The organism is Pseudomonas sp. IT-P253 (assembly GCF_949768125.1).
Classification (GTDB): Bacteria; Pseudomonadota; Gammaproteobacteria; order Pseudomonadales; family Pseudomonadaceae; genus Aquipseudomonas.
The window spans coordinates 15,399-36,397 of record NZ_CATKPT010000066.1; the positions used below are offsets into that span (position 1 = coordinate 15,399).

Consider the following 20,999-nt stretch of genomic DNA (forward strand, 5'->3'; position numbering starts at 1 on the left):
GTGACCTTAATTAGCGCGGCTACTCGGCACAAGAATGTGCAGCCCGCAAAGCAAAGAGCAAAAGTGTTGGGTGAGAGTGTCCGGTTCGTGACGCACGCGATCAACTGTCGAAGGCATTCTGCAACCAGTTCAGCTGGTCGAGGTTGCTGTCGATGGCAATCACGTCGAAACGGCAAGGGGAATTGGCCCAGCGCGACTCGCGTTGAAGAAAATACTGCGCGGCAAATATCAGTTTCTGCTGTTTGCGCCCATCGATGCTATCGAGCGCGCCACCCCATTGAGTGTTTTTTCTGTAGCGAACTTCAACGAATACTACTGTATCGCCATCAAGCATGACCAGATCAAGCTCGCCGCGTTTACACAACCAGTTCTGCGCCAGCAGGCGCAGTCCCTGTTGTTGAAGATGCTCGAGCGCATGGCGCTCGGCATCCTTGCCGCTTTGCTGGCGTGACCTGTCGGGCATTAGCGCGGGGTGTCCGGCAGACGTTGAACCTGACCGTTGACGAACTGCGCCCAGGGCAGTTGACGTACGACGCGCTGGTTTTGAGTCATGCCCAGGCTGCCCGACTGACCTTCGATGCGGCTGTCCGGCAGGGCCTTGAGTTGACCCAGGCGCGGTGCCAGGCGATAGGCGTCGACGCCCATTGCATACAGGCGGCCCAGGCTGCCAGCGGCTTGCGGCCATTGTGCGGTGACTTGTTTGCGCAGCGGGTCATTGGCGTCCAGCAACCATGGGGTTTCGCAGAAACGAATGCCGTTCATGTCGTTGTATTGGTTTACGTCGCCGCTGGCGCTGAATACGTGGGACGTGGCGTAAACCGGCACGTCACCTGCGTACTGGAAGTTCAGGGTCGGTTTGATCTGCTGAGCCTGTTGCGGGGTTGCAGCCAGGAAGATGAACTCGATGTCCTGGCGGCGCGAAGGCTGGGCAGCTATCTGCGAGCCGACGGTGCTTTGCAGGCTCTTGGCGCGGCCTTCGCTCTGACGCAGCTGGAACATGTCAGCAATCTGCTGGGCCAGTTGAACCGGCTGATCGACACGTTCGGTCGCGACAATGCTGCCGCCGTTGGCTTGCCAGTCCTGGCTGAACGCCCTGAGTACACGGTCGCCCCATTCGCCTTTCGGCACCATGATAGCGGCGCGGTGCAGACCGTCGGCGCGAGCGCGGCGGGCTACTTCGCGGGCTTCGTCTTCGGCAGCGAGACCGAACTGGAACAGCTGGGGCGGACCTTGTTCGCCTTCGCTGTAGTTCAGTGCCAGGGTGGTGATCGGCAGTTGCGGACGAGTGCTGAGCTGTTTGACCAGCGGTTTCTCCAGCGGACCGATGACCAGTTGTACGCCGTCAGCCTGCGCCTTGCGGTAGAACTCATCCATGGAGGTCAGGTGAGAGCTGTCATAGAACTCGATGGCAGGTGGTTTCTGCCCGGCTTGTTGTGCCTGGTAGTGAGCGGCCATGAAGCCTTCGCGCAATGCTTTGCCGACCGAGGCCAGGGGGCCGTCTTGCGGCAGGAGCAGGGCGATCTTGCCCAGGGACTGGCCGGCCAGTTCCTTGAGCGTGGTCAGTGGCAGCGGCAATTGAATAGCGGCCGGGTGCTTGGGGTTCTGGGCGCGCCATTTATCGATCGCGGCTTGCTGCTGTTCCGGAGAACCGGCGGATTTCACTGCCAGCGCCAGGCCCATCCAGCCGCCGAGGTCGTCGGTAGTGGTCGGCTGCAATTGGTCGGTGGGCAGCGAAGCGATCAGGGTCCAGATTGCTTCGTGGTTCTTGCGGGCCGCTTCGCCGCTGAGCATCGGGGCGATTAAAATGCGTTCCCGTGCAGCTGCCAGGGTCTGGCCATCGGCTTCGAGCGCGCGGGCATGCACGGTGCCGGTACGAACCTGTTGCTCGACAGGCAGTTCGCTCAGGCGTTGCAGGCTCGGGTGGCTCAACGCAGTCAGCGCCGCTTTCGGTTGATTGCGGGTCATGGCCAGTTCGGCCGCCAGGGTGCTGGCAAAAACCTGCGGGCCAGGTTTGAGCTGTTCGATGGGCACTAGTTGCAGGATTTGCGCGGACTGGCCGGCATTACCCTGGTGATAGGCCAGATCTGCTGCGCTCAGGCGCAACAGCGAGGCTTTTTCCGGATCCTTGCTTTGGGCGGCCTGGTCGAGCAGTTGCTCGATACTGGCATCCGGGGTCCGTGGAAGTTCGCCAAGGCTGGAGGAGGGTGAGCTGGCGCAAGCCGCCAGCAAGGCAGCGAGGCAGAGGGCAGTAAACAGCCGCAGGCAAGCGATCATGTAAATGTTCCTGATACTCGATCAAATTAGCGTGGAATTGTACCCAAGCACTGGCCGGGGCGCGATGTTACTGGCGTGAATCGATCAATTTAGCTCGTGCAAATGTTGCAGTACTGCACAAAAGGCTGAAAAGACGAGGGTAGCTTGCGCATATCGAAAGCGTCGCTACGCGCTACAATGGCCGCTTTTACCGATCATGAGGTGTGCGCTTTGACTGCTCCAGGTGCTTTGAATTCCGCTGCTGGCTCGCTTTATGTGGTGGCGACGCCCATCGGCAACCTGGACGACATCAGTGCGCGCGCGCTGAAAATCCTGCGTGACGTCGCCCTGATTGCTGCCGAAGACACCCGTCACTCTCAGCGGCTGATGCAACATTTCGGTATTCCCACGCCGCTGGCGGCGTGCCATGAACACAATGAGCGGGATGAAGGTAGCCGTTTTATTACCCGTCTGCTCGCCGGTGACGATGTGGCGTTGATCTCTGACGCCGGCACGCCGTTGATTTCCGATCCGGGCTATCACCTGGTGCGGCAGGCCCGGGCTGCCGGAATCAATGTCGTGCCTGTGCCGGGTGCTTGTGCGCTGATCGCGGCATTGTCGGCGGCGGGTTTGCCATCCGACCGTTTCATCTTTGAAGGCTTCTTGCCGGCCAAGGCGGTCGGGCGGCGAGCTCGTCTCGAGTTGGTAAAGGAAGAGCCGCGCACGCTGATTTTCTACGAAGCCCCGCATCGGATCCTTGAATGTCTGCAAGACATGGAGCTGGTATTTGGTCCCGAACGTCAGGCATTGCTGGCGCGTGAACTGACCAAGACTTTCGAAACCCTTAAAGGCTTGCCGCTGGCCGAACTGCGTGAGTTCGTCGAGTCGGACAGCAATCAACAGCGTGGCGAGTGCGTGGTGTTGGTCGCGGGCTGGTCGGCCCCCGAGACTGAAGATGCCGTCAGTGGTGAAGCCATGCGCATCCTCAATCTGTTGCTCGAAGAGATGCCGCTCAAGCGTGCCGCAGCATTGGCGGCACAAATTACCGGCGAGCGTAAGAATGTTCTCTACCAGGTCGCGCTGGATAAACAAAAAGGCGAGTAAAACCCGACGCGCAGGCAGGTCTAAAGGCGTTTAGCGCTTGTTCTTCGGCCAATCTGCCGTTAACCTTCGCGGCGGAGAGTCGATCGGACAGTCGCTGCCCTCTATGAAAATTAGGGGGGGGAGGAAAGTCCGGGCTCCATAGGGCGAAGTGCCAGGTAATGCCTGGGAGGCGTGAGCCTACGGAAAGTGCCACAGAAAATAACCGCCTAAGCGCTTCGGCGCCGGTAAGGGTGAAAAGGTGCGGTAAGAGCGCACCGCACGTCTGGCAACAGTTCGTGGCTAGGTAAACCCCACTTGGAGCAAGACCAAATAGGGTCCCAAGGCGTGGCCCGCGCTGGGACCGGGTAGGTTGCTAAAGATGTCCAGTGATGGCCATCGTAGACGAATGACTGTTCAAGACAGAACCCGGCTTACAGATCGACTCTCCACCTTTTTTCTCTCCCTGTTTGAAGCATTGAACAGGGTGCTGGCAGTCGTAATTTCCCTCGTTCCAGAATCATCAGCTGAAGCACTTTCGTAATACCAAAAAAATCTTACTCTTAACAAACTACTTTAACTTTCGAATGCAGCCCTCAGAGCTGATTCAAGTTATTGAGCTGATTGGCGCGTCAGATTTTCGTTGCCCCTCCTTATATGCTCCTAAATCTCAGTTCTGTAAGGGTTTTCCTTTAATCCGCGCCTTGACGGTGCGGTGGCCGCATTCCTATAGTGTGCGCAAGTGGCGGAAAGTGGCATGAAGTGGGTTTTTTGAGCTCAAAACGCTAATATTTGGAGAAACGCTGACGTGTTTCGCGGAGCTAACGCTATCAGTCTCGATGCAAAGGGCCGTCTCGCCATGCCGAGCCGGTACCGTGACGAGCTCGTTTCGCGTAGTTCCGGTCAGCTTATCGTCACAATTGATGCCGTTGATCCGTGTTTGTGTGTTTACCCCCTCGATGAGTGGGAAATTATTGAAACCAAACTGCGCGCACTGCCTTCGCTTCGCGAAGAGAACCGCCGCCTGCAACGTTTGCTGATTGGTAATGCCGTCGACCTCGAGCTCGATGGCAGTGGTCGTTTTCTGGTTCCGCCGCGTCTTCGTGAATATGCCAAGTTGGATAAGCGCGCGATGTTGGTAGGCCAACTGAACAAGTTCCAATTGTGGGACGAGGATGCCTGGGATGCGGTTTCTGCCGCTGACCTGGCTGCTATTCAACAACCGGGCGCCATGCCTGATGAACTGCGTGATTTGATCCTGTGACTATTGATAGCGGCTTTAACCACATCACCGTACTGCTTGACGAAGCCGTGGAGGCTCTCGCCGTACGTCCTGATGGCTGCTATCTGGACGGCACGTTCGGACGCGGCGGGCACAGCCGGTTGATCCTCAGCCAGCTCGGGCCCGATGGTCGGTTGCTCGGGTTCGACAAAGACCCTCAAGCGATTGCCACCGGGCAAGCGCTAGCGGCCGAAGACGGCCGCTTTGTCGTTGTGCAGCGCAGCTTTGCCGAGCTCGGTTCGGAAGTTGCCGAGCGCGGTCTGGACGGCAAGGTCAGCGGCATTTTGCTCGACCTTGGCGTGTCGTCGCCACAGCTCGATGACCCTGAGCGCGGTTTCAGTTTCCTCAATGATGGTCCGCTGGACATGCGCATGGACCCGTCCCGCGGGATCAGCGCCGCCGAATTCGTCAACACCGCGCCGGTGGAAGAAATCGCTCGCGTGTTCAAGCAATACGGCGAAGAGCGTTTTTCCGGTCGCATGGCCCGTGCCGTGGCCGAGCGTCGCGACATCAAGCCGTTCGAGCGTACCGCCGACCTGGCTGAAGTCTTGAAAGTCGCCAACCCGGCATGGGAAAAGGGCAAGAACCCGGCGACCCGTGCCTTCCAGGGCTTGCGTATTCACGTCAACAACGAACTGGGCGATCTGGAAGCCGGCCTCGAAGCCGCGCTGGAATGCCTGGAAGTGGGCGGCCGCCTGGTGGTCATCAGCTTCCACTCGCTCGAAGACCGCATCGTCAAATTGTTCATGCGCAAGCTGGTTAAAGGCGAAGCCGACAACCTGCCGCGCAACCTGCCGGTACGTCACGTCGCTTTCGAACCGATCATCAAAATCCATGGCAAAGCGCAGTCCGCCTCCGAGGCCGAACTCAAAGCCAACCCACGTTCCCGTAGCGCTGTCATGCGTGTCGCGGAGAAGCTGCGGTGAGCAAGCTTTTCGCCAAGCCACTTCCCGGCGGAAGCTTTTTCATGCTGCTGCTGTTTGTTGGCGTGCTGGTGTCGGCCATCGGCGTGTCCTACAGCGCCCACTGGAACCGACAACTACTGAACTCGCTTTACAACGAGCTGAGCGTGCGCGACAAGGCGCAGGCGGAGTGGGGACGGTTGATTCTCGAGCAGAGCACCTGGACTGCCCATAGCCGAATCGAAGTATTGGCAACCGAGCAACTGAAGATGCGCATTCCTGGCGCAGCTGAAGTGCGGATGGTGGCTCCATGATGAAACTCGAAGGCGCACTTTACCCATGGCGGTTCCGTGTGGTGCTGGGCTTGCTCGGGATCATGGTCGCGGCGATTTCCTGGCGCATCATCGATCTGCAAGTGGTTGACCGTGCCTTCCTGAAAGGCCAGGGCGACGCGCGCAGCGTTCGACATATTCCGATTCCGGCTCACCGTGGTCTGATCACCGACCGTAACGGCGAGCCTTTGGCCGTCAGCACCCCGGTGACCACGCTGTGGGCCAACGCCAAGGAAATGCAGCTGGCCAAAGAAAAATGGCCTGCTCTGGCGGCGGCACTGGGCCAAGACCCTAAAGCCCTGGCCGAACGCCTCGAAGCTCAGGCCAACAAAGAATTTATCTATCTGGTGCGCGGGCTCACGCCTGAGCAAGGCCAGTCCGTGCTCGACCTGAAAGTCCCGGGCGTCTACGGCATCGAAGAATTCCGGCGCTTCTACCCCGCCGGTGAAGTGACTGCGCACATGGTCGGCTTTACCGACATCGACGACCATGGTCGTGAAGGTGTGGAGCTGGCCTACGATGAATGGCTGGCTGGGGTCGCCGGCAAGCGTCAGGTCATCAAGGACCGGCGCGGCAGGCTTATCAAAGATGTCCAGGTCACCAAAAACGCCAAGGCCGGAAAGCCCTTGGCGTTGTCCATTGACCTGCGCCTGCAATACCTGGCCAACCGCGAGCTGCGCAACGCGATCATCGAAAACGGCGCCAAGGCTGGCAGCCTGGTGATCATGGACGTGAAGACCGGCGAAATCCTCGCCATGGTCAACCAGCCGACCTATAACCCGAACAACCGTCGCAACCTGCAACCGGCGATGATGCGCAACCGCGCGATGATCGACGTGTTCGAGCCGGGTTCGACCATGAAAGCGATCTCCATGAGTGCCGCGATTGAAACCGGGCGCTGGAAGCCGAGCGATACCGTCGAGGTGTACCCGGGCAGCTTGCAGATTGGTAAGTACACCATCAAGGACGTATCGAAGACTGAAGGTCCGGTACTCGACCTGACCGGCATTCTGATCAACTCCAGTAACGTCGGTATGAGTAAGGTTGCGTTCGACATCGGCGGCGAAACGATTTTCCGTCTGGCGCAGAAAGTCGGTCTCGGCCAGGATACCGGCCTCGGCTTCCCGGGCGAGCGGGTCGGCAACCTGCCGAACTATCGCGAGTGGCGCAAGGCTGAAACGGCCACGCTGTCCTACGGCTACGGTATTTCGGTGACCGCGATCCAGTTGGTCCACGCCTTCTCGGCCCTGGCCAACAACGGTCGCCTCGCGCCGCTGACCCTGATCAAAACCGACAAGGCGCCGCAAACCACGCAAGTGATGCCGGAAGCCGTCGCGAAAACCATGCAAGGCATGCTGACCCAAGTGATCGAAGCCCCGCGCGGTGTATTCCGTGCGCAGGTGCCGGCGTATCACGTGGCAGGCAAATCGGGTACTGCGCGCAAGACGTCGGTGGGCTCCAAAGGCTACGCCGAAAACTCGTATCGCTCGCTGTTCGCCGGTTTCGGGCCGATGAGCGACCCGCGTTACGCAATCGTGGTGGTGATCGACGAGCCAACCAAGGCCGGTTACTTCGGTGGTCTGGTTTCGGCGCCGGTGTTCAGCAAAGTGATGTCCGGGACCTTGCGCCTGATGAACATCACCCCGGATAACCTGCCGCCTACTCAAACAGCCAACGCAACCCCCGTCGTTCCGCTGAAAGCCAATGGAGGGCGCGGCTGATGTCTCTGAGTCTGAACAAGATTTTCGCCCATGCCGGCCGTGATCTGTTGATCCGCGAACTGGCGCTGGACAGTCGCAATGTGCGAGCTGGCGATCTGTTTCTCGCCGTCCCTGGCGGCAAGTTCGACGGCCGCGCGCACATCGCTGACGCCTTGCAACGCGGCGCGGCTGCCGTGGCGTATGAAGTCGAGGGTGCCACCGTGCTGCCCATTACCGATGTGCCATTGATTCCGGTCAAAGGCCTGGCAGCGCAGCTGTCGGACATTGCCGGACGTTTTTACGGTGACCCCAGTCGTCACCTGAACCTGGTCGGCGTGACCGGCACCAACGGCAAAACCAGTGTGACCCAATTGGTTGCCCAGGCCCTTGACCTGCTCGGCCAACATTGTGGCATCGTCGGTACGCTGGGCACCGGTTTCTACGGCGCGCTGGAAAGTGGCTTGCACACCACGCCGAATGCGATTGCCGTGCAAGCGACCCTTGCCGACCTGAAAAAGGCCGGCGCCAAAGCCGTGGCCATGGAAGTCTCTTCCCATGGCCTGGATCAGGGCCGAGTGACCGCGCTGGCGTTCAATGTCGCGGTGATGACCAACCTGTCCCGCGATCATCTGGATTACCACGGCACCATGCAGGCCTACGCCGATACCAAGGCCAAGCTGTTTGACTGGAGCGAGTTGAAGTGCCGGGTGGTTAACCTCGACGACGATTTTGGCCGGCAGCTGGCCGCCGAAAAACTCGAATCGCGACTGATCACCTACAGCTTGCTCGACAGCAGCGCCTACCTGTATTGCCGTGAGGCGCAGTTCGACGACGAGGGGGTACGCGCCACATTGGTCACCCCGCAAGGCGAGCACCATTTGCGCAGCACCTTGCTCGGTCGCTTCAACTTGAGCAACGTGCTGGCAGCCGTCGGTGCTTTGCTCGGTCTGGACTACGCCTTGGACGAAATACTCAACGTCCTGCCGAAACTCGAAGGCCCGGCCGGTCGGATGCAGCGTCTTGGCGGCGGTACTCAACCGCTGGTGGTGGTTGATTACGCCCACACCCCGGATGCGTTGGAAAAAGTGCTGACGGCCCTGCGTCCCCACGCCAAAGGTCGTTTGCTGTGCCTGTTCGGTTGCGGCGGCGATCGCGATCGCGGCAAGCGTCCGCTGATGGCTGAAGTGGTCGAGCGTCTGGCCGATGGCGTGCTGGTCACCGACGACAACCCGCGCACTGAAGACCCTGCAGTGATTTTTGATGACATCCGTGCCGGTTTCACGGCGGTGGATAAAGTGACCTTCGTCGCTGGCCGCGGCCAGGCGATAGCGCAGTTGATCGCCAGCGCGTCGGCCGATGACGTGATTGTCCTGGCCGGCAAAGGTCACGAGGACTATCAGGAAATCAACGGTGAACGTCACGCTTTCTCCGATCTGGTCGAAGCCGATCACGCCTTGACTGCGTGGGAGGTGGCCCATGCTTAAACATTTGAAACTGAGCGAGCTGACCGGCGCATTGAAGGGACAGTTGATCGGGGCCGATGCCACGTTCGATGGTGTCAGCATCGACAGCCGCGCGATCAAGCCTGGCCAACTCTTTATTGCGCTGACCGGTCCGCGTTTCGATGGCCATGACTATTTGAATGACGTGGCTGACAAAGGCGCCGTGGCTGCCCTGGTCGAGCACGAGGTGGCCGACAGCGCGCTGCCGCAATTGCAGGTCAAAGACACCCGCCAGGCATTGGGCCAATTGGGCGCAATCAACCGTGCCGCTTTCACCCAACCGGTCGCGGTGATCACCGGTTCCAGCGGCAAGACCACGGTCAAGGAAATGCTCGCGAGCATCCTGCGCACCCGTGGTCCGGTGTTGGCGACCCGTGGCAACCTGAACAACGACCTCGGTGTTCCGTTGACCCTGCTCGAACTCGCGCCGGAACACACCGCCGCCGTCATCGAGCTCGGTGCTTCGCGGCTAGGCGAAATTGCCTACACCGTCGGCATGACCAAGCCGCACGTGGCCATCCTCAACAACGCCGGGACCGCCCATGTCGGCGAGTTCGGCGGGCCGGAAAAAATCGTTGAAGCCAAAGGCGAGATTATTGAAGGGCTGGATGCCGATGGCGTCGCCGTTCTCAATCTGGACGACAAGGCATTCGAGATCTGGAAGACCCGCGCTGCCGGTCGCAAAATCCTGACCTTCGCCCTGAGCAACGTCAGCGCCGATTTCTACGCCAGCGATCTGGACCGCGACGCTCGCGGTTGCCCGGCCTTCAACCTGCACAGTCCTGACGGTGTGGAGCGCGTTCAACTGAACCTGCTCGGCACCCATAACGTCGCCAATGCCATGGCCGCCGCCGCTGCCGCTCATGCCTTGGGCGTGTCGCTGTTCGGCATCGCCACCGGCCTCGGCGCGGTACAACCTGTGAAGGGCCGTACTGTCGCGCAACTGGCCACTAATGGCATGCGCGTGATTGATGACACTTACAACGCGAACCCCACCTCGATGTGCGCCGCCGTTGATATACTCGCCGGTTTTTCCGGTCGCACCGTTTTGGTGCTCGGGGATATCGGCGAGTTGGGCGATTGGGCGGAGCAGGGTCACCGCGACGTGGGCGAATACGCCCGTGGCAAGGTTTCCGCGCTTTACGCAGTCGGGCCAATGATGGCTCACGCCGTCAACGCTTTCGGCGAACAGGCCTATCACTTCAGCACTCAGGCTGAACTGATCAAGGCACTCGGCGCCGAGCAAGACACAAACACCACCATTTTGATCAAGGGTTCGCGTAGCGCCGCGATGGAAAACATCGTCGCCGCTTTGTGCGGGACCAGCCTGGAGAAACATTAATGCTGCTGCTGCTAGCGGAGTATCTGCAACAGTTCTACAAAGGCTTCGCGGTCTTTCAGTACCTGACCCTGCGCGGGATTCTCGGTGTGCTGACCGCGCTGGTTTTGTCGCTGTGCTATGGCCCGTGGATGATCCGCACTTTGCAGAACCGTCAGATCGGTCAATCCGTTCGCAACGACGGTCCACAATCGCACCTCTCCAAGTCAGGCACCCCGACCATGGGCGGCGCGCTGATTTTGTCGTCCATCGGTGTCAGCACCTTGCTCTGGGCTGACCTGGCGAACCGTTACGTGTGGGTCGTGTTGCTGGTGACCCTGCTGTTCGGCGCCATTGGCTGGGTCGACGACTATCGCAAAGTGATCGAGAAGAATTCCCGTGGCTTGCCAAGCCGCTGGAAGTACTTCTGGCAGTCAGTGTTTGGCCTGGGCGCGGCGATCTTCCTTTATATGACCGCAGCGACGCCGGTGGAAACCACCCTGATCCTGCCGATGCTCAAGGACTACAGCATTCCGCTGGGCGCCGGCTTCATCGTCCTGACTTATTTCGTGATCGTCGGCTCCAGCAACGCAGTCAACCTGACCGACGGCCTCGATGGTCTGGCGATCATGCCGACCGTGATGGTAGGCGGCGGGCTGGGCATTTTCTGCTACCTGTCGGGTAACGTGAAGTTTGCTGAATACCTGCTGATTCCTTATGTGCCGGGCGCGGGCGAGCTGATTGTGTTCTGCGGCGCGTTGATCGGTGCCGGCCTCGGATTCCTCTGGTTCAATACTTATCCGGCACAGGTTTTCATGGGCGATGTCGGCGCATTGGCGCTGGGCGCCGCCTTGGGCACCATCGCGGTGATCGTCCGTCAGGAAATCGTCCTGTTCATCATGGGCGGTGTGTTCGTGATGGAAACCCTCTCCGTGGTCATTCAGGTCGCCTCTTTTAAACTGACCGGTCGCCGTGTATTCCGCATGGCGCCGATTCACCACCACTTTGAACTCAAGGGCTGGCCCGAGCCGCGCGTGATCGTCCGTTTCTGGATCATCACCGTGATTCTCGTGCTGATTGGCCTTGCCACCCTGAAGCTGAGGTAGAACGAGTGTCTCTGATCGCTTCTGACCACTTCCGCATCGTTGTCGGCCTCGGCAAGAGCGGCATGTCCCTGGTTCGCTTCCTGGCGAACCGGGGCACGTCGTTCGCTGTCGCCGATACGCGGGAAAATCCACCGGAACTGGCCACGCTCAAGCGTGACTATCCGCACGTGGAGGTGCGTTGTGGCGAACTGGACGTTGAGTTCTTGTGCCGCGCCGATGAACTCTACGTCAGCCCTGGTCTGGCGCTGGCAACGCCGGCCCTGCAGGCTGCCGCCGCCCGTGGCGTGAAATTGTCCGGCGACATCGAACTGTTCGCGCGTAACGCAAAAGCGCCGATTGTCGCCATCAGCGGCTCCAACGCAAAAAGCACCGTCACCACCCTGGTCGGCGAGATGGCGGCAGCCGCCGGCAAGCGTGTCGCCGTCGGCGGCAACCTCGGCACACCGGCGCTGGACCTGCTCAGCGATGACGTCGAGCTGTACGTGATGGAGCTGTCGAGCTTCCAGCTGGAAACCACCGACAACCTCGGCGCTGAAGTGGCGACGGTGCTCAACGTCAGCGAAGACCACATGGACCGCTACAGCGGCCTGCCGGCCTATCATCTGGCCAAGCACCGGATCTTCCGTGGCGCGAAGCAGTTTGTGGTCAACCGTCAGGATGCCCTGAGCCGTCCGTTGATGGGTGAAGGTCAGCCCTGCTGGACCTTCGGTTTGAGCAAACCCGATTTCAAGGCGTTCGGTATCCGCGAAGAAGACGGCGAGAAATACCTGGCCTTCGAGTTCCAGAACCTGATGCCGGTGCGCGAGTTGAAAATTCGCGGCGCCCACAACCAGTCCAACGCATTGGCAGCATTGGCCCTGGGCCACGCGGTCGGCCTGCCGTTCGACGCCATGCTCTCGAGCCTGCGTACGTTTGCCGGGCTTGAGCATCGCTGCCAGTGGGTTCGCGATCTGAATGGCGTGAGCTACTACAACGATTCCAAAGCCACCAACGTAGGCGCCGCGCTGGCGGCTATCGAAGGGTTGGGCGCGGACATCGAGGGCAAACTCGTACTGATCGCCGGTGGCGACGGCAAGGGGGCCGAGTTCAAGGACCTGCGTGACCCGGTGGCGGCCAACTGCCGCGCCGTGGTGCTGATGGGCCGTGACTCCGATTTGATCGGCCAGGCCATTGGCGATGCCGTGCCATTGGTTCGCGTCAGCTCGCTGGACGAAGCAGTCGCGCAATGCCGCGCCCTTGCCGAACCGGGCGATGCGGTGCTGCTGTCGCCGGCCTGCGCCAGTTTCGACATGTTCAAGAATTACGAAGACCGTGGTCACCAGTTCATCCGCGCTGTGGAGGATCTGGCATGAGCCTGAGAAATATCATCAAGCCGTATCCGTCGCCGATCATTACCGGGCGCGGCATCGACCTCGATTTTCCGATGCTCGCCGGCTGCCTGGCCCTGCTCGGTCTGGGTCTGGTCATGATTGCATCGGCCTCCACCGAAGTGGCGGCGGTGCAGTCGGGCAGTGCGCTGTATTACATGATTCGCCACCTTATTTACATCGTGCTCGGCCTCGGTGCCTGCATCGTCACCATGATGATCCCGATTGCCACCTGGCAACGCCTGGGCTGGCTGATGCTGCTGGGTGCATTCGGTTTGCTGGTGATGGTGATCGTCCCGGGGATCGGCCGTGAAGTGAACGGTTCGATGCGCTGGATCGGTTTCAGCTTCTTCAACGTTCAGCCTTCCGAGATCGCCAAGGTGTTCGTGGTGATCTACCTCGCCGGCTATCTGGTGCGGCGCCAGAAAGAAGTGCGTGAAAGCTGGATGGGCTTCTTCAAGCCTTTCATCGTTCTGCTGCCAATGGCAGGTCTGTTGCTGATGGAGCCGGACTTCGGTGCCACCGTCGTGATGATGGGGGCTGCTGCGGCGATGCTGTTCCTCGGCGGGGTCGGGCTGTTCCGGTTTTCCTTGATGGTTGTCCTGGCGGTTGCGGCGGTGGTGTTGTTGATTCAAGTGCAGCCGTATCGAATGGCGCGCCTGACCAACTTTGCCGATCCGTGGGCCGACCAGTTCGGTGCCGGCTATCAGTTGTCCCAGGCATTGATCGCCTTTGGTCGCGGTGAATGGCTGGGCGTTGGCCTGGGCAACAGCGTGCAGAAGCAGTTCTACCTGCCGGAAGCCCACACCGACTTCGTGTTTTCGGTCCTGGCCGAAGAACTGGGTGCCGTAGGTTCTTTGTGCACCGTAGCGCTGTTCGTCTTTGTCTGTATTCGTGGCATGTACATCGGTTTTTGGGCCGAGAAGGCCAAGCAATTCTTCGCCGCCTACATCGCATACGGCTTGTCGTTCCTGTGGATTGGTCAGTTCCTGATCAACATCGGAGTGAACGTGGGTCTGCTGCCAACCAAAGGTCTGACGCTGCCGTTCCTCAGTTATGGCGGTAGTTCGTTGGTGATTTGCTGCGCCTGCCTCGGTTTGTTGCTACGCATCGAGTGGGAGAGTCGAACCCACCTCGGCAGTGAAGAAATGGAGTTCCATGAGAGCGACTTCGACGAGGAGCCGAACCATGGGCGCTAACGTTTTGATCATGGCGGGCGGTACCGGGGGCCACGTGTTCCCCGCGTTGGCTTGCGCTCGCGAATTTCAGGCCCGCGGTTATACCGTGCACTGGCTCGGGACACCGCGTGGCATCGAAAACGACCTGGTGCCGATGGCCGGCATCGAGCTGCACCGGATCAACGCCAGCGGACTGCGCGGCAAGGGCAAATTGTCCCTGCTCAAGGCACCGTTCATGTTGCTCAAGTCCATCTGGCAGGCGCGCGCGATCATTCGCCAGCTGCGGCCGGTGTGTGTGGTCGGTTTCGGTGGTTTTGTGACCGGTCCTGGCGGCGTCGCGGCCAAACTGGTCGGCGTGCCGGTGATCGTTCACGAGCAGAACGCCATAGCCGGTACCGCCAATCGGTTGCTGGTGCCGTTGGCCGCCCGAGTCTGTGAAGCGTTCCCCGACACCTTTACCCTGTCGGACAGCCGTCGGACCACCGGTAACCCGGTGCGCACCGAGCTGTTCCTCGATACACCGCGACCTGCCCTGGCCGGTCGCAAGGCGCGTTTACTGATTCTGGGCGGAAGCCTGGGCGCAGAACCGTTGAACAAATTGCTGCCTGAAGCCCTGTCGCAAGTCGCCTCCGACCTGCGCCCGGAAGTGTTTCATCAGGCCGGCAAAAACCACGATGAAGTGACTGCAGAGCGCTATCGCGCGGCTGGCGTCGAGGCGCAAGTGCAGCCTTTCATCAAAGACATGGCCCAAGCCTATGGCTGGGCCGACCTGGTGGTATGCCGCGCAGGCGCGCTGACCATCAGTGAACTGGCTGCCGCCGGTCTGCCCTCGATGCTGGTGCCTTTGCCCCATGCGATCGACGATCACCAGACCCGCAATGCCGATTATTTGGCCCGTGAAGGCGCTGCCTTCGTGATGCCGCAAAGAACGACTGGCGCAGCGGATCTTGCCGCGCGCCTGACCGAGGTCCTGATGCAACCACAACGACTCACCGACATGGCCTCCGCGGCCCGCCGCCTGGCCAAACCCGATGCCACCCGTAACGTGGTCGATACCTGCCTGGAGGTGGCCCATGGTTGAGAATCAGAAAGCCATGCCGCAACCGGAAATGCGCCGCATCCGTCGCATCCACTTCGTCGGTATCGGCGGCGTGGGCATGTGCGGGATTGCCGAAGTGTTGTTGAACCTGGGCTATAAAGTGTCCGGTTCCGACCTGAAAGCCTCGCCAGTGACCGAACGCCTGGAATCGTTTGGCGCGAAGATTTTCATCGGTCACCGTGCCGAGAACGCTGCCGCCGCGGACGTGCTGGTGGTGTCGAGTGCGGTGAACACTTCCAACCCGGAAGTCGCCACCGCGCTGGAGCGCCGGATTCCGGTGGTGCCGCGTGCTGAAATGCTGGCTGAGCTGATGCGTTACCGTCACGGCATCGCCGTCGCTGGTACCCACGGCAAAACCACCACCACCAGCCTGATCGCCTCGGTGTTCGCGGCCGGTGGCCTGGACCCGACGTTCGTCATCGGTGGCCGCCTGAATGCGGCGGGCACCAATGCCCAGCTCGGCACCAGTCGCTACCTGATCGCCGAAGCCGACGAAAGCGATGCCAGCTTCCTGCACTTGCAGCCGCTGGTGGCCGTCGTCACCAACATCGACGCCGACCACATGGCGACCTACGACGGTGACTTCAACAAACTGAAAAAAACCTTCGTCGAGTTCCTCCACAACCTGCCTTTCTATGGGCTGGCGGTAGTGTGCCTGGACGATCCGGTGGTGCGTGAAATCCTGCCGCTGGTGAAACGTCCGACGGTCACTTATGGCTTCGGCGATGACTGTGACGTGCGCGCCATCAATGTGCGCCAGCAAGGCATGCAGACCTTCTTTACCGTGCTGCGTCCTGATTGTGAGCCGCTGGATGTCTCGGTGAACATGCCGGGTAACCACAACGTGTTGAACGCACTGGCCACCATTTGCATCGCCTCCGACGAAGGCGTCAGTGATGAAGCCATCGTCCAGGGCCTGTCCGGGTTCCAGGGTGTCGGTCGACGTTTCCAGGTCTACGGCGAATTGCCGGTAGAGGGTGGCAACGTGATGCTGGTCGACGATTACGGTCACCACCCGACCGAAGTCGCCGCCGTGATCAAAGCCGTACGCGGTGGCTGGCCGGAGCGCCGTCTGGTGATGGTGTATCAGCCGCACCGTTACAGCCGCACCCGTGACCTGTACGACGATTTCGTCAATGTACTGGCCGACGCCAACGTGCTGCTGTTGATGGAAGTGTATCCGGCCGGTGAAGAGCCGATTCCGGGCGCTGACAGTCGCAAACTGTGCAATAGCATCCGCCAGCGCGGTCAGCTCGATCCGATCTACATCGATCGTGGTGTCGACCTCGCGCCGGTGGTCAAGCCGCTGCTGCGTGCCGGCGACATCCTGCTGTGCCAGGGCGCTGGTGATATCGGTGGTCTCGCACCAAAACTGTTGAAGAGTCCGTTGTTCGCTGGCGCCGTTGCTGCGCCAACTGTGGGGAAGTTGAAATGACTGCTGCTTACGCCAACCTCGTCTCCACCCTCGCGCCGAAAGACTTCGGCCGCGTCGCCGTGCTGTTCGGCGGCAAGAGTGCCGAGCGTGAGGTTTCCCTGAAGTCGGGTAACGCAGTTCTCCAGGCGCTGCAAAGCGCTGGTGTGGACGCGTTCGGTCTCGACGTGGGCGATGACCTTCTGCAGCGTCTGTTGAACGAAAAGATCGACCGCGCCTTCATCATTCTCCACGGTCGTGGCGGTGAAGACGGCAGCATGCAGGGCCTGCTCGAATGCCTGGGAATTCCCTACACCGGCAGCGGCATTCTTGCCTCGGCGCTGGCGATGGACAAGCTGCGGACCAAACAGGTCTGGCACAGCCTGGGTATCCCGACGCCACGTCACGCTGCTTTGAGCAGCGAGGCCGATTGTATTTCGGCGGCCACGGAACTGGGCTTCCCTTTGATCGTCAAACCGGCGCATGAAGGTTCAAGTATCGGGATGGCCAAAGTGACTTCCGCGTCTGAATTGATTGACGCCTGGAAAGCGGCCAGTACCTACGATTCGCAAGTGTTGGTCGAGCAATGGATTCAAGGTCCGGAGTTCACCATCGCCACCCTGCGTGACCAGGTGTTGCCACCAATTGCCCTGGGCACGACGCACAGCTTCTACGACTACGACGCCAAGTATGTGGCCTCCGATACCCAGTACCGGATCCCGTGTGGCCTGGACAGCGACAAAGAAAAGGAACTCATGGACCTGACGGCGAAAGCCTGTGAGGCGCTGGGTATCGCCGGTTGGGGCAGGGCAGACGTGATGCAGGACGCCGACGGGCAGTTCTGGTTCCTGGAAGTCAACACCGCACCGGGCATGACCGATCACAGTCTGGTGCCGATGGCGGCCCGTGCTGCCGGTCTGGATTTCCAGCAACTGGTTCTGGCGATTTTGGCCGCCAGCATTGCCGGCAACAACGAGCCGCGAGGTTAAGACCATGCAAGGCGCTCAGCTAAGACATCAGGCACCCCCAGCACCCGGCCGCAAGCCGGTACCTCGGGGAGCCAGCCGAATGGTGGCCAAAGAGCCGATGTCTGTGCGCCTGCCGAAAGCCAATTTTGGCTTTCTGAAAAGCTTGTTCTGGCCCGTATTGCTGGTGGCGCTGGGGTTTGGCACTTATGAAGGCGCGCAGCGTTTGTTGCCGTACGCCGACCGGCCGATCACCAAGATCAACGTGCAGGGTGATTTGAGTTACATCAGCCAGCAAGCGGTGCAGCAGCGGATCGCCCCGTACGTGGCGTCGAGCTTCTTCACCATCGACCTGGCGAGCATGCGCACCGAGCTGGAACAGATGCCATGGATTGCCCACGCCGAAGTGCGCAGGGTGTGGCCGGATCAAGTAGTGATCCGCCTGGAAGAACAACTGCCGGTGGCCCGTTGGGGCGACGAATCGCTGTTGAACAACCAGGGCCAGGCGTTCACCCCGCGAGAGCTGGCGAACTACGAACACTTGCCGCAGCTGTTCGGCCCACAGCGGGCTCAGCAGCAAGTGATGCAGCAATACCAGGTGTTGAGCCAGATGCTCAGGCCGTTGGGCTTCTCGATTGCACGCCTGGAGTTGCGTGAACGAGGCAGCTGGTTCCTGACCACCGGTGCCGGCAGTGCGGGCCCGGGGATCGAACTGCTGCTGGGTCGCGGCAACCTGGTGGAAAAGATGCGCCGTTTCATTGCCATCTACGACAAGACGCTTAAAGAACAGATTACGAACATTGCGCGCATCGATCTGCGCTACGCCAACGGCCTCGCCGTTGGCTGGCGGGAACCTGTAGCGCCCACGACAGCCCAACCCGCTGTCGCGAAGAATTAAGAAGAGGCAGGACCCATGGCAAACGTGCAAAGCGGCAAAATGATCGTCGGTCTCGATATCGGCACCTCCAAAGTGGTGGCGCTGGTAGGTGAGGTGTCGGACGACGGCACGCTGGAAATCGTCGGGATCGGTACGCATCCGTCCCGTGGCCTGAAGAAAGGCGTGGTGGTGAACATTGAGTCCACCGTGCAGTCGATCCAGCGCGCGATCGAAGAAGCACAGCTGATGGCCGGCTGCCGGATCCACTCGGCGTTCGTTGGCGTGGCGGGCAATCACATCCGCAGTCTGAACTCCCACGGCATCGTGGCGATTCGTGATCGCGAAGTCAGTACAGCTGACCTTGAGCGCGTACTGGATGCCGCCCAGGCCGTGGCGATCCCGGCTGACCAGCGCGTGCTGCACACCCTGCCGCAGGATTACGTGATCGATAACCAGGAAGGCGTTCGTGAACCACTGGGCATGTCCGGCGTACGTCTGGAAGCCAAGGTCCACGTGGTCACCTGCGCCGTCAACGCCGCACAGAACATTGAAAAATGCGTGCGCCGTTGCGGTCTGGAAATCGACGACATCATCCTCGAGCAACTGGCTTCCGCGTACTCGGTGCTGACCGACGACGAGAAAGAGCTGGGCGTGTGCCTGGTTGATATCGGCGGCGGCACCACCGACATCGCGATCTTCACTGAAGGCGCGATTCGCCACACCGCGGTGATCCCGATTGCGGGCGATCAGGTGACCAACGACATCGCCATGGCGTTGCGCACGCCGACCCAGTACGCCGAAGAAATCAAGATTCGCTACGCCTGTGCCCTGGCCAAACTGGCCGGTGCCGGCGAAACCATCAAAGTCCCGAGCGTTGGCGATCGTCCACCGCGCGAGCTGTCCCGTCAGGCCCTGGCCGAAGTGGTCGAGCCGCGTTACGACGAACTGTTCACGCTGATCCAGGCCGAGCTGCGTCGCAGTGGCTACGAAGACCTGATCCCGGCCGGCATCGTGCTCACCGGTGGTACGTCGAAGATGGAAGGCGCCACCGAACTGGCCGAGGAAATCTTCCACATGCCGGTTCGCCTGGGCGTGCCGCATGGCGTCAAGGGCCTGGACGACGTGGTCCGCAACCCGATTTATTCCACGGGTGTCGGCTTGTTGATGTATGGCCTGCAGAAGCAGTCCGACGGGGTTTCGTTCTCGGGCATCAGCAGTCGCGACAGCTACAGCAACGACGAACCGAAAGCCGCCTTGCTCGATCGCATCAAGAGCTGGGTACAAGGCAACTTCTAAAGATTTATCGCAGCACCGTTGTAGAGACAGGCAGTAGGCGAAAAAACTAGAGAATCAAAGGAGAGGGAAAATGTTCGAACTCGTAGACAACATCCCCGCAAGCCCGGTTATTAAAGTTATCGGTGTTGGCGGAGGCGGCGGCAACGCTGTCAACCACATGGTCAAGAGCAACATTGAAGGCGTTGAATTCATCTGCGCCAACACTGATGCCCAGGCGCTGAAAAGCATTGGCGCGCGGACCATCCTGCAACTGGGCACCGGCGTGACCAAAGGTCTGGGCGCTGGCGCCAACCCTGAAGTAGGTCGTCAGGCTGCTCTCGAAGATCGTGAGCGCATTGCCGAAGTCCTGCAGGGCACCAATATGGTGTTCATCACCACCGGCATGGGCGGTGGTACCGGTACCGGTGCTGCGCCAATCATTGCTGAAGTGGCCAAGGAAATGGGGATCCTCACCGTTGCGGTGGTGACTCGTCCGTTCCCGTTCGAAGGCCGCAAGCGTATGCAGATCGCTGACGAGGGTATCCGTCTGCTGTCTGAAAGCGTCGACTCGTTGATCACCATTCCCAACGAGAAGCTGCTGACCATCCTCGGTAAGGACGCCAGCCTGCTGTCGGCTTTCGCCAAGGCCGACGATGTATTGGCCGGTGCCGTTCGCGGTATCTCCGACATCATCAAGCGTCCGGGCATGATCAACGTCGACTTTGCCGACGTGCGTACCGTGATGAGCGAAATGGGCATGGCGATGATGGGCACTGGCTGCGCCAGCGGTCCGAACCGTGCACGTGAGGCTACCGAAGCGGCCATTCGCAACCCGCTGCTGGAAGACGTGAACCTGCAAGGTGCACGCGGCATCCTGGTGAACATCACCGCCGGTCCTGACCTGTCCCTGGGTGAGTACTCCGACGTGGGTAGCATCATCGAAGCCTTCGCTTCCGAGCACGCCATGGTCAAGGTCGGTACCGTTATCGATCCGGACATGCGCGACGAACTGCACGTGACTGTGGTTGCCACCGGTCTGGGCGCGAAAATCGAGAAGCCTATGAAGGTTATCGACAACACCGTTCACACCTCCATGGCCTCCCAGCCGCAGCAATCGGCACCTTCTCGCCAGGAAGCACCAGCGGTTAACTACCGTGACCTGGACCGTCCGACCGTCATGCGCAACCAGGCTCAGGCCGGTGCTGCGACTGCCGCGAAGATGAATCCACAGGATGACCTGGATTACCTGGATATCCCGGCTTTCCTGCGTCGTCAGGCCGATTAATGGAATGTATCAGGGCTATGAAGGTGATTGGTGTTCAGCAAAGGTCTGGTCTGCTATCATCGCCAGC

Annotated in this window: 18 protein-coding genes and 1 other RNA gene; 17 read left to right on the forward strand and 2 right to left on the reverse strand. The window is 60.4% G+C overall.

The features are described 5' to 3' along the window. Positions 1 to 100: 100 nt before the first annotated feature. Both ACM6IR_RS24095 and ACM6IR_RS24100 read right to left on the reverse strand, forming a co-directional pair. Positions 101 to 463 carry a YraN family protein gene (locus ACM6IR_RS24095; RefSeq protein ID WP_414910000.1) on the reverse strand — a complete coding sequence of 121 codons (363 nt, stop codon included), beginning with the start codon at positions 461 to 463 and terminating at the stop codon, positions 101 to 103. Continuing rightward, positions 463 to 2,274: a penicillin-binding protein activator gene (locus ACM6IR_RS24100; RefSeq protein ID WP_414910001.1), complete on the reverse strand. Its 1,812-nt coding sequence runs from the start codon at positions 2,272 to 2,274 to the stop codon at positions 463 to 465. Before ACM6IR_RS24100 ends, ACM6IR_RS24095 begins: the two co-directional genes overlap by 1 nt. 177 nt (positions 2,275 to 2,451) lie before the next feature. Between ACM6IR_RS24100 and rsmI the strand changes: the two genes are divergently transcribed. The 17 genes from rsmI to ftsZ all read left to right on the forward strand — a co-directional run bounded on the left by rsmI (position 2,452) and on the right by ftsZ (position 20,932). Next, a complete protein-coding gene (gene rsmI, locus ACM6IR_RS24105; RefSeq protein ID WP_414910002.1) occupies positions 2,452 to 3,357 on the forward strand; it encodes a 16S rRNA (cytidine(1402)-2'-O)-methyltransferase in 906 nt (301 codons plus the stop codon). A 75-nt stretch (positions 3,358 to 3,432) separates the two neighbouring features. Continuing rightward, positions 3,433 to 3,786, forward strand: an RNA gene (rnpB, locus tag ACM6IR_RS24110) — RNase P RNA component class A. A gap of 355 nt (positions 3,787 to 4,141) precedes the next feature. After that, the gene (mraZ, locus tag ACM6IR_RS24115; RefSeq protein WP_008147486.1) at positions 4,142 to 4,597 is read left to right on the forward strand and encodes a division/cell wall cluster transcriptional repressor MraZ; all 456 of its coding nucleotides are present in this window, start codon (positions 4,142 to 4,144) and stop codon (positions 4,595 to 4,597) included. Continuing rightward, positions 4,594 to 5,541: a 16S rRNA (cytosine(1402)-N(4))-methyltransferase RsmH gene (gene rsmH / locus ACM6IR_RS24120; protein ID WP_414910003.1), complete on the forward strand. Its 948-nt coding sequence runs from the start codon at positions 4,594 to 4,596 to the stop codon at positions 5,539 to 5,541. The genes mraZ and rsmH overlap by 4 nt, the downstream gene beginning before the upstream one ends. After that, complete coding sequence (gene ftsL, locus ACM6IR_RS24125; protein ID WP_123410156.1) at positions 5,538 to 5,831, forward strand: cell division protein FtsL; 294 nt, start codon at positions 5,538 to 5,540, stop codon at positions 5,829 to 5,831. The genes rsmH and ftsL overlap by 4 nt, the downstream gene beginning before the upstream one ends. Then, the gene (locus ACM6IR_RS24130; protein ID WP_414910168.1) at positions 5,831 to 7,570 is read left to right on the forward strand and encodes a peptidoglycan D,D-transpeptidase FtsI family protein; all 1,740 of its coding nucleotides are present in this window, start codon (positions 5,831 to 5,833) and stop codon (positions 7,568 to 7,570) included. The genes ftsL and ACM6IR_RS24130 overlap by 1 nt, the downstream gene beginning before the upstream one ends. After that, positions 7,570 to 9,033, forward strand: coding sequence for a UDP-N-acetylmuramoyl-L-alanyl-D-glutamate--2,6-diaminopimelate ligase (locus ACM6IR_RS24135; protein ID WP_414910004.1), 1,464 nt, complete (start codon positions 7,570 to 7,572; stop codon positions 9,031 to 9,033). Before ACM6IR_RS24130 ends, ACM6IR_RS24135 begins: the two co-directional genes overlap by 1 nt. Next, positions 9,026 to 10,393, forward strand: coding sequence for a UDP-N-acetylmuramoyl-tripeptide--D-alanyl-D-alanine ligase (locus tag ACM6IR_RS24140; RefSeq protein ID WP_414910005.1), 1,368 nt, complete (start codon positions 9,026 to 9,028; stop codon positions 10,391 to 10,393). The genes ACM6IR_RS24135 and ACM6IR_RS24140 overlap by 8 nt, the downstream gene beginning before the upstream one ends. Next, the gene (gene mraY / locus ACM6IR_RS24145) at positions 10,393 to 11,475 is read left to right on the forward strand and encodes a phospho-N-acetylmuramoyl-pentapeptide-transferase (RefSeq protein WP_007939841.1); all 1,083 of its coding nucleotides are present in this window, start codon (positions 10,393 to 10,395) and stop codon (positions 11,473 to 11,475) included. The genes ACM6IR_RS24140 and mraY overlap by 1 nt, the downstream gene beginning before the upstream one ends. A gap of 5 nt (positions 11,476 to 11,480) precedes the next feature. Then, positions 11,481 to 12,827, forward strand: coding sequence for a UDP-N-acetylmuramoyl-L-alanine--D-glutamate ligase (murD, locus tag ACM6IR_RS24150; RefSeq protein ID WP_414910006.1), 1,347 nt, complete (start codon positions 11,481 to 11,483; stop codon positions 12,825 to 12,827). After that, the gene (ftsW, locus tag ACM6IR_RS24155; RefSeq protein ID WP_414910007.1) at positions 12,824 to 14,041 is read left to right on the forward strand and encodes a putative lipid II flippase FtsW; all 1,218 of its coding nucleotides are present in this window, start codon (positions 12,824 to 12,826) and stop codon (positions 14,039 to 14,041) included. Before murD ends, ftsW begins: the two co-directional genes overlap by 4 nt. Continuing rightward, positions 14,031 to 15,101: an undecaprenyldiphospho-muramoylpentapeptide beta-N-acetylglucosaminyltransferase gene (murG, locus tag ACM6IR_RS24160; protein ID WP_414910008.1), complete on the forward strand. Its 1,071-nt coding sequence runs from the start codon at positions 14,031 to 14,033 to the stop codon at positions 15,099 to 15,101. The genes ftsW and murG overlap by 11 nt, the downstream gene beginning before the upstream one ends. After that, a complete protein-coding gene (gene murC, locus ACM6IR_RS24165; RefSeq protein WP_414910009.1) occupies positions 15,094 to 16,554 on the forward strand; it encodes a UDP-N-acetylmuramate--L-alanine ligase in 1,461 nt (486 codons plus the stop codon). Before murG ends, murC begins: the two co-directional genes overlap by 8 nt. Further along, positions 16,551 to 17,519, forward strand: coding sequence for a D-alanine--D-alanine ligase (locus tag ACM6IR_RS24170; protein WP_414910010.1), 969 nt, complete (start codon positions 16,551 to 16,553; stop codon positions 17,517 to 17,519). The genes murC and ACM6IR_RS24170 overlap by 4 nt, the downstream gene beginning before the upstream one ends. Before the next feature lie 4 nt (positions 17,520 to 17,523). Next, on the forward strand, positions 17,524 to 18,393 hold the full coding sequence (locus tag ACM6IR_RS24175; RefSeq protein ID WP_414910011.1) for a cell division protein FtsQ/DivIB: 870 nt from the start codon (positions 17,524 to 17,526) through the stop codon (positions 18,391 to 18,393). Positions 18,394 to 18,408: 15 nt separating this feature from the next. Next, on the forward strand, positions 18,409 to 19,668 hold the full coding sequence (ftsA, locus tag ACM6IR_RS24180) for a cell division protein FtsA (RefSeq protein ID WP_414910012.1): 1,260 nt from the start codon (positions 18,409 to 18,411) through the stop codon (positions 19,666 to 19,668). Between the two features lie 70 nt (positions 19,669 to 19,738). After that, positions 19,739 to 20,932, forward strand: coding sequence for a cell division protein FtsZ (ftsZ, locus tag ACM6IR_RS24185; protein WP_414910013.1), 1,194 nt, complete (start codon positions 19,739 to 19,741; stop codon positions 20,930 to 20,932). The last annotated feature ends 67 nt before the right edge of the window (positions 20,933 to 20,999 follow it).

Excerpts from the sequence above, each read along its gene's own strand:
- ACM6IR_RS24095 (WP_414910000.1), bottom strand. The coding sequence starts at position 463 with ATGCCCGACAGGTCACGCCAGCAAAGCGGCAAGGATGCCGAGCGCCAT.
- ACM6IR_RS24100 (WP_414910001.1), bottom strand. The coding sequence starts at position 2,274 with ATGATCGCTTGCCTGCGGCTGTTTACTGCCCTCTGCCTCGCTGCCTTG.
- rsmI (WP_414910002.1), top strand. The coding sequence starts at position 2,452 with ATGGCCGCTTTTACCGATCATGAGGTGTGCGCTTTGACTGCTCCAGGT.
- ACM6IR_RS24130 (WP_414910168.1), top strand. The coding sequence starts at position 5,831 with ATGAAACTCGAAGGCGCACTTTACCCATGGCGGTTCCGTGTGGTGCTG.
- ACM6IR_RS24135 (WP_414910004.1), top strand. The coding sequence starts at position 7,570 with ATGTCTCTGAGTCTGAACAAGATTTTCGCCCATGCCGGCCGTGATCTG.
- ACM6IR_RS24140 (WP_414910005.1), top strand. The coding sequence starts at position 9,026 with ATGCTTAAACATTTGAAACTGAGCGAGCTGACCGGCGCATTGAAGGGA.
- mraY (WP_007939841.1), top strand. The coding sequence starts at position 10,393 with ATGCTGCTGCTGCTAGCGGAGTATCTGCAACAGTTCTACAAAGGCTTC.
- ftsW (WP_414910007.1), top strand. The coding sequence starts at position 12,824 with ATGAGCCTGAGAAATATCATCAAGCCGTATCCGTCGCCGATCATTACC.
- murG (WP_414910008.1), top strand. The coding sequence starts at position 14,031 with ATGGGCGCTAACGTTTTGATCATGGCGGGCGGTACCGGGGGCCACGTG.
- murC (WP_414910009.1), top strand. The coding sequence starts at position 15,094 with ATGGTTGAGAATCAGAAAGCCATGCCGCAACCGGAAATGCGCCGCATC.
- ACM6IR_RS24170 (WP_414910010.1), top strand. The coding sequence starts at position 16,551 with ATGACTGCTGCTTACGCCAACCTCGTCTCCACCCTCGCGCCGAAAGAC.
- ACM6IR_RS24175 (WP_414910011.1), top strand. The coding sequence starts at position 17,524 with ATGCAAGGCGCTCAGCTAAGACATCAGGCACCCCCAGCACCCGGCCGC.
- ftsA (WP_414910012.1), top strand. The coding sequence starts at position 18,409 with ATGGCAAACGTGCAAAGCGGCAAAATGATCGTCGGTCTCGATATCGGC.
- ftsZ (WP_414910013.1), top strand. The coding sequence starts at position 19,739 with ATGTTCGAACTCGTAGACAACATCCCCGCAAGCCCGGTTATTAAAGTT.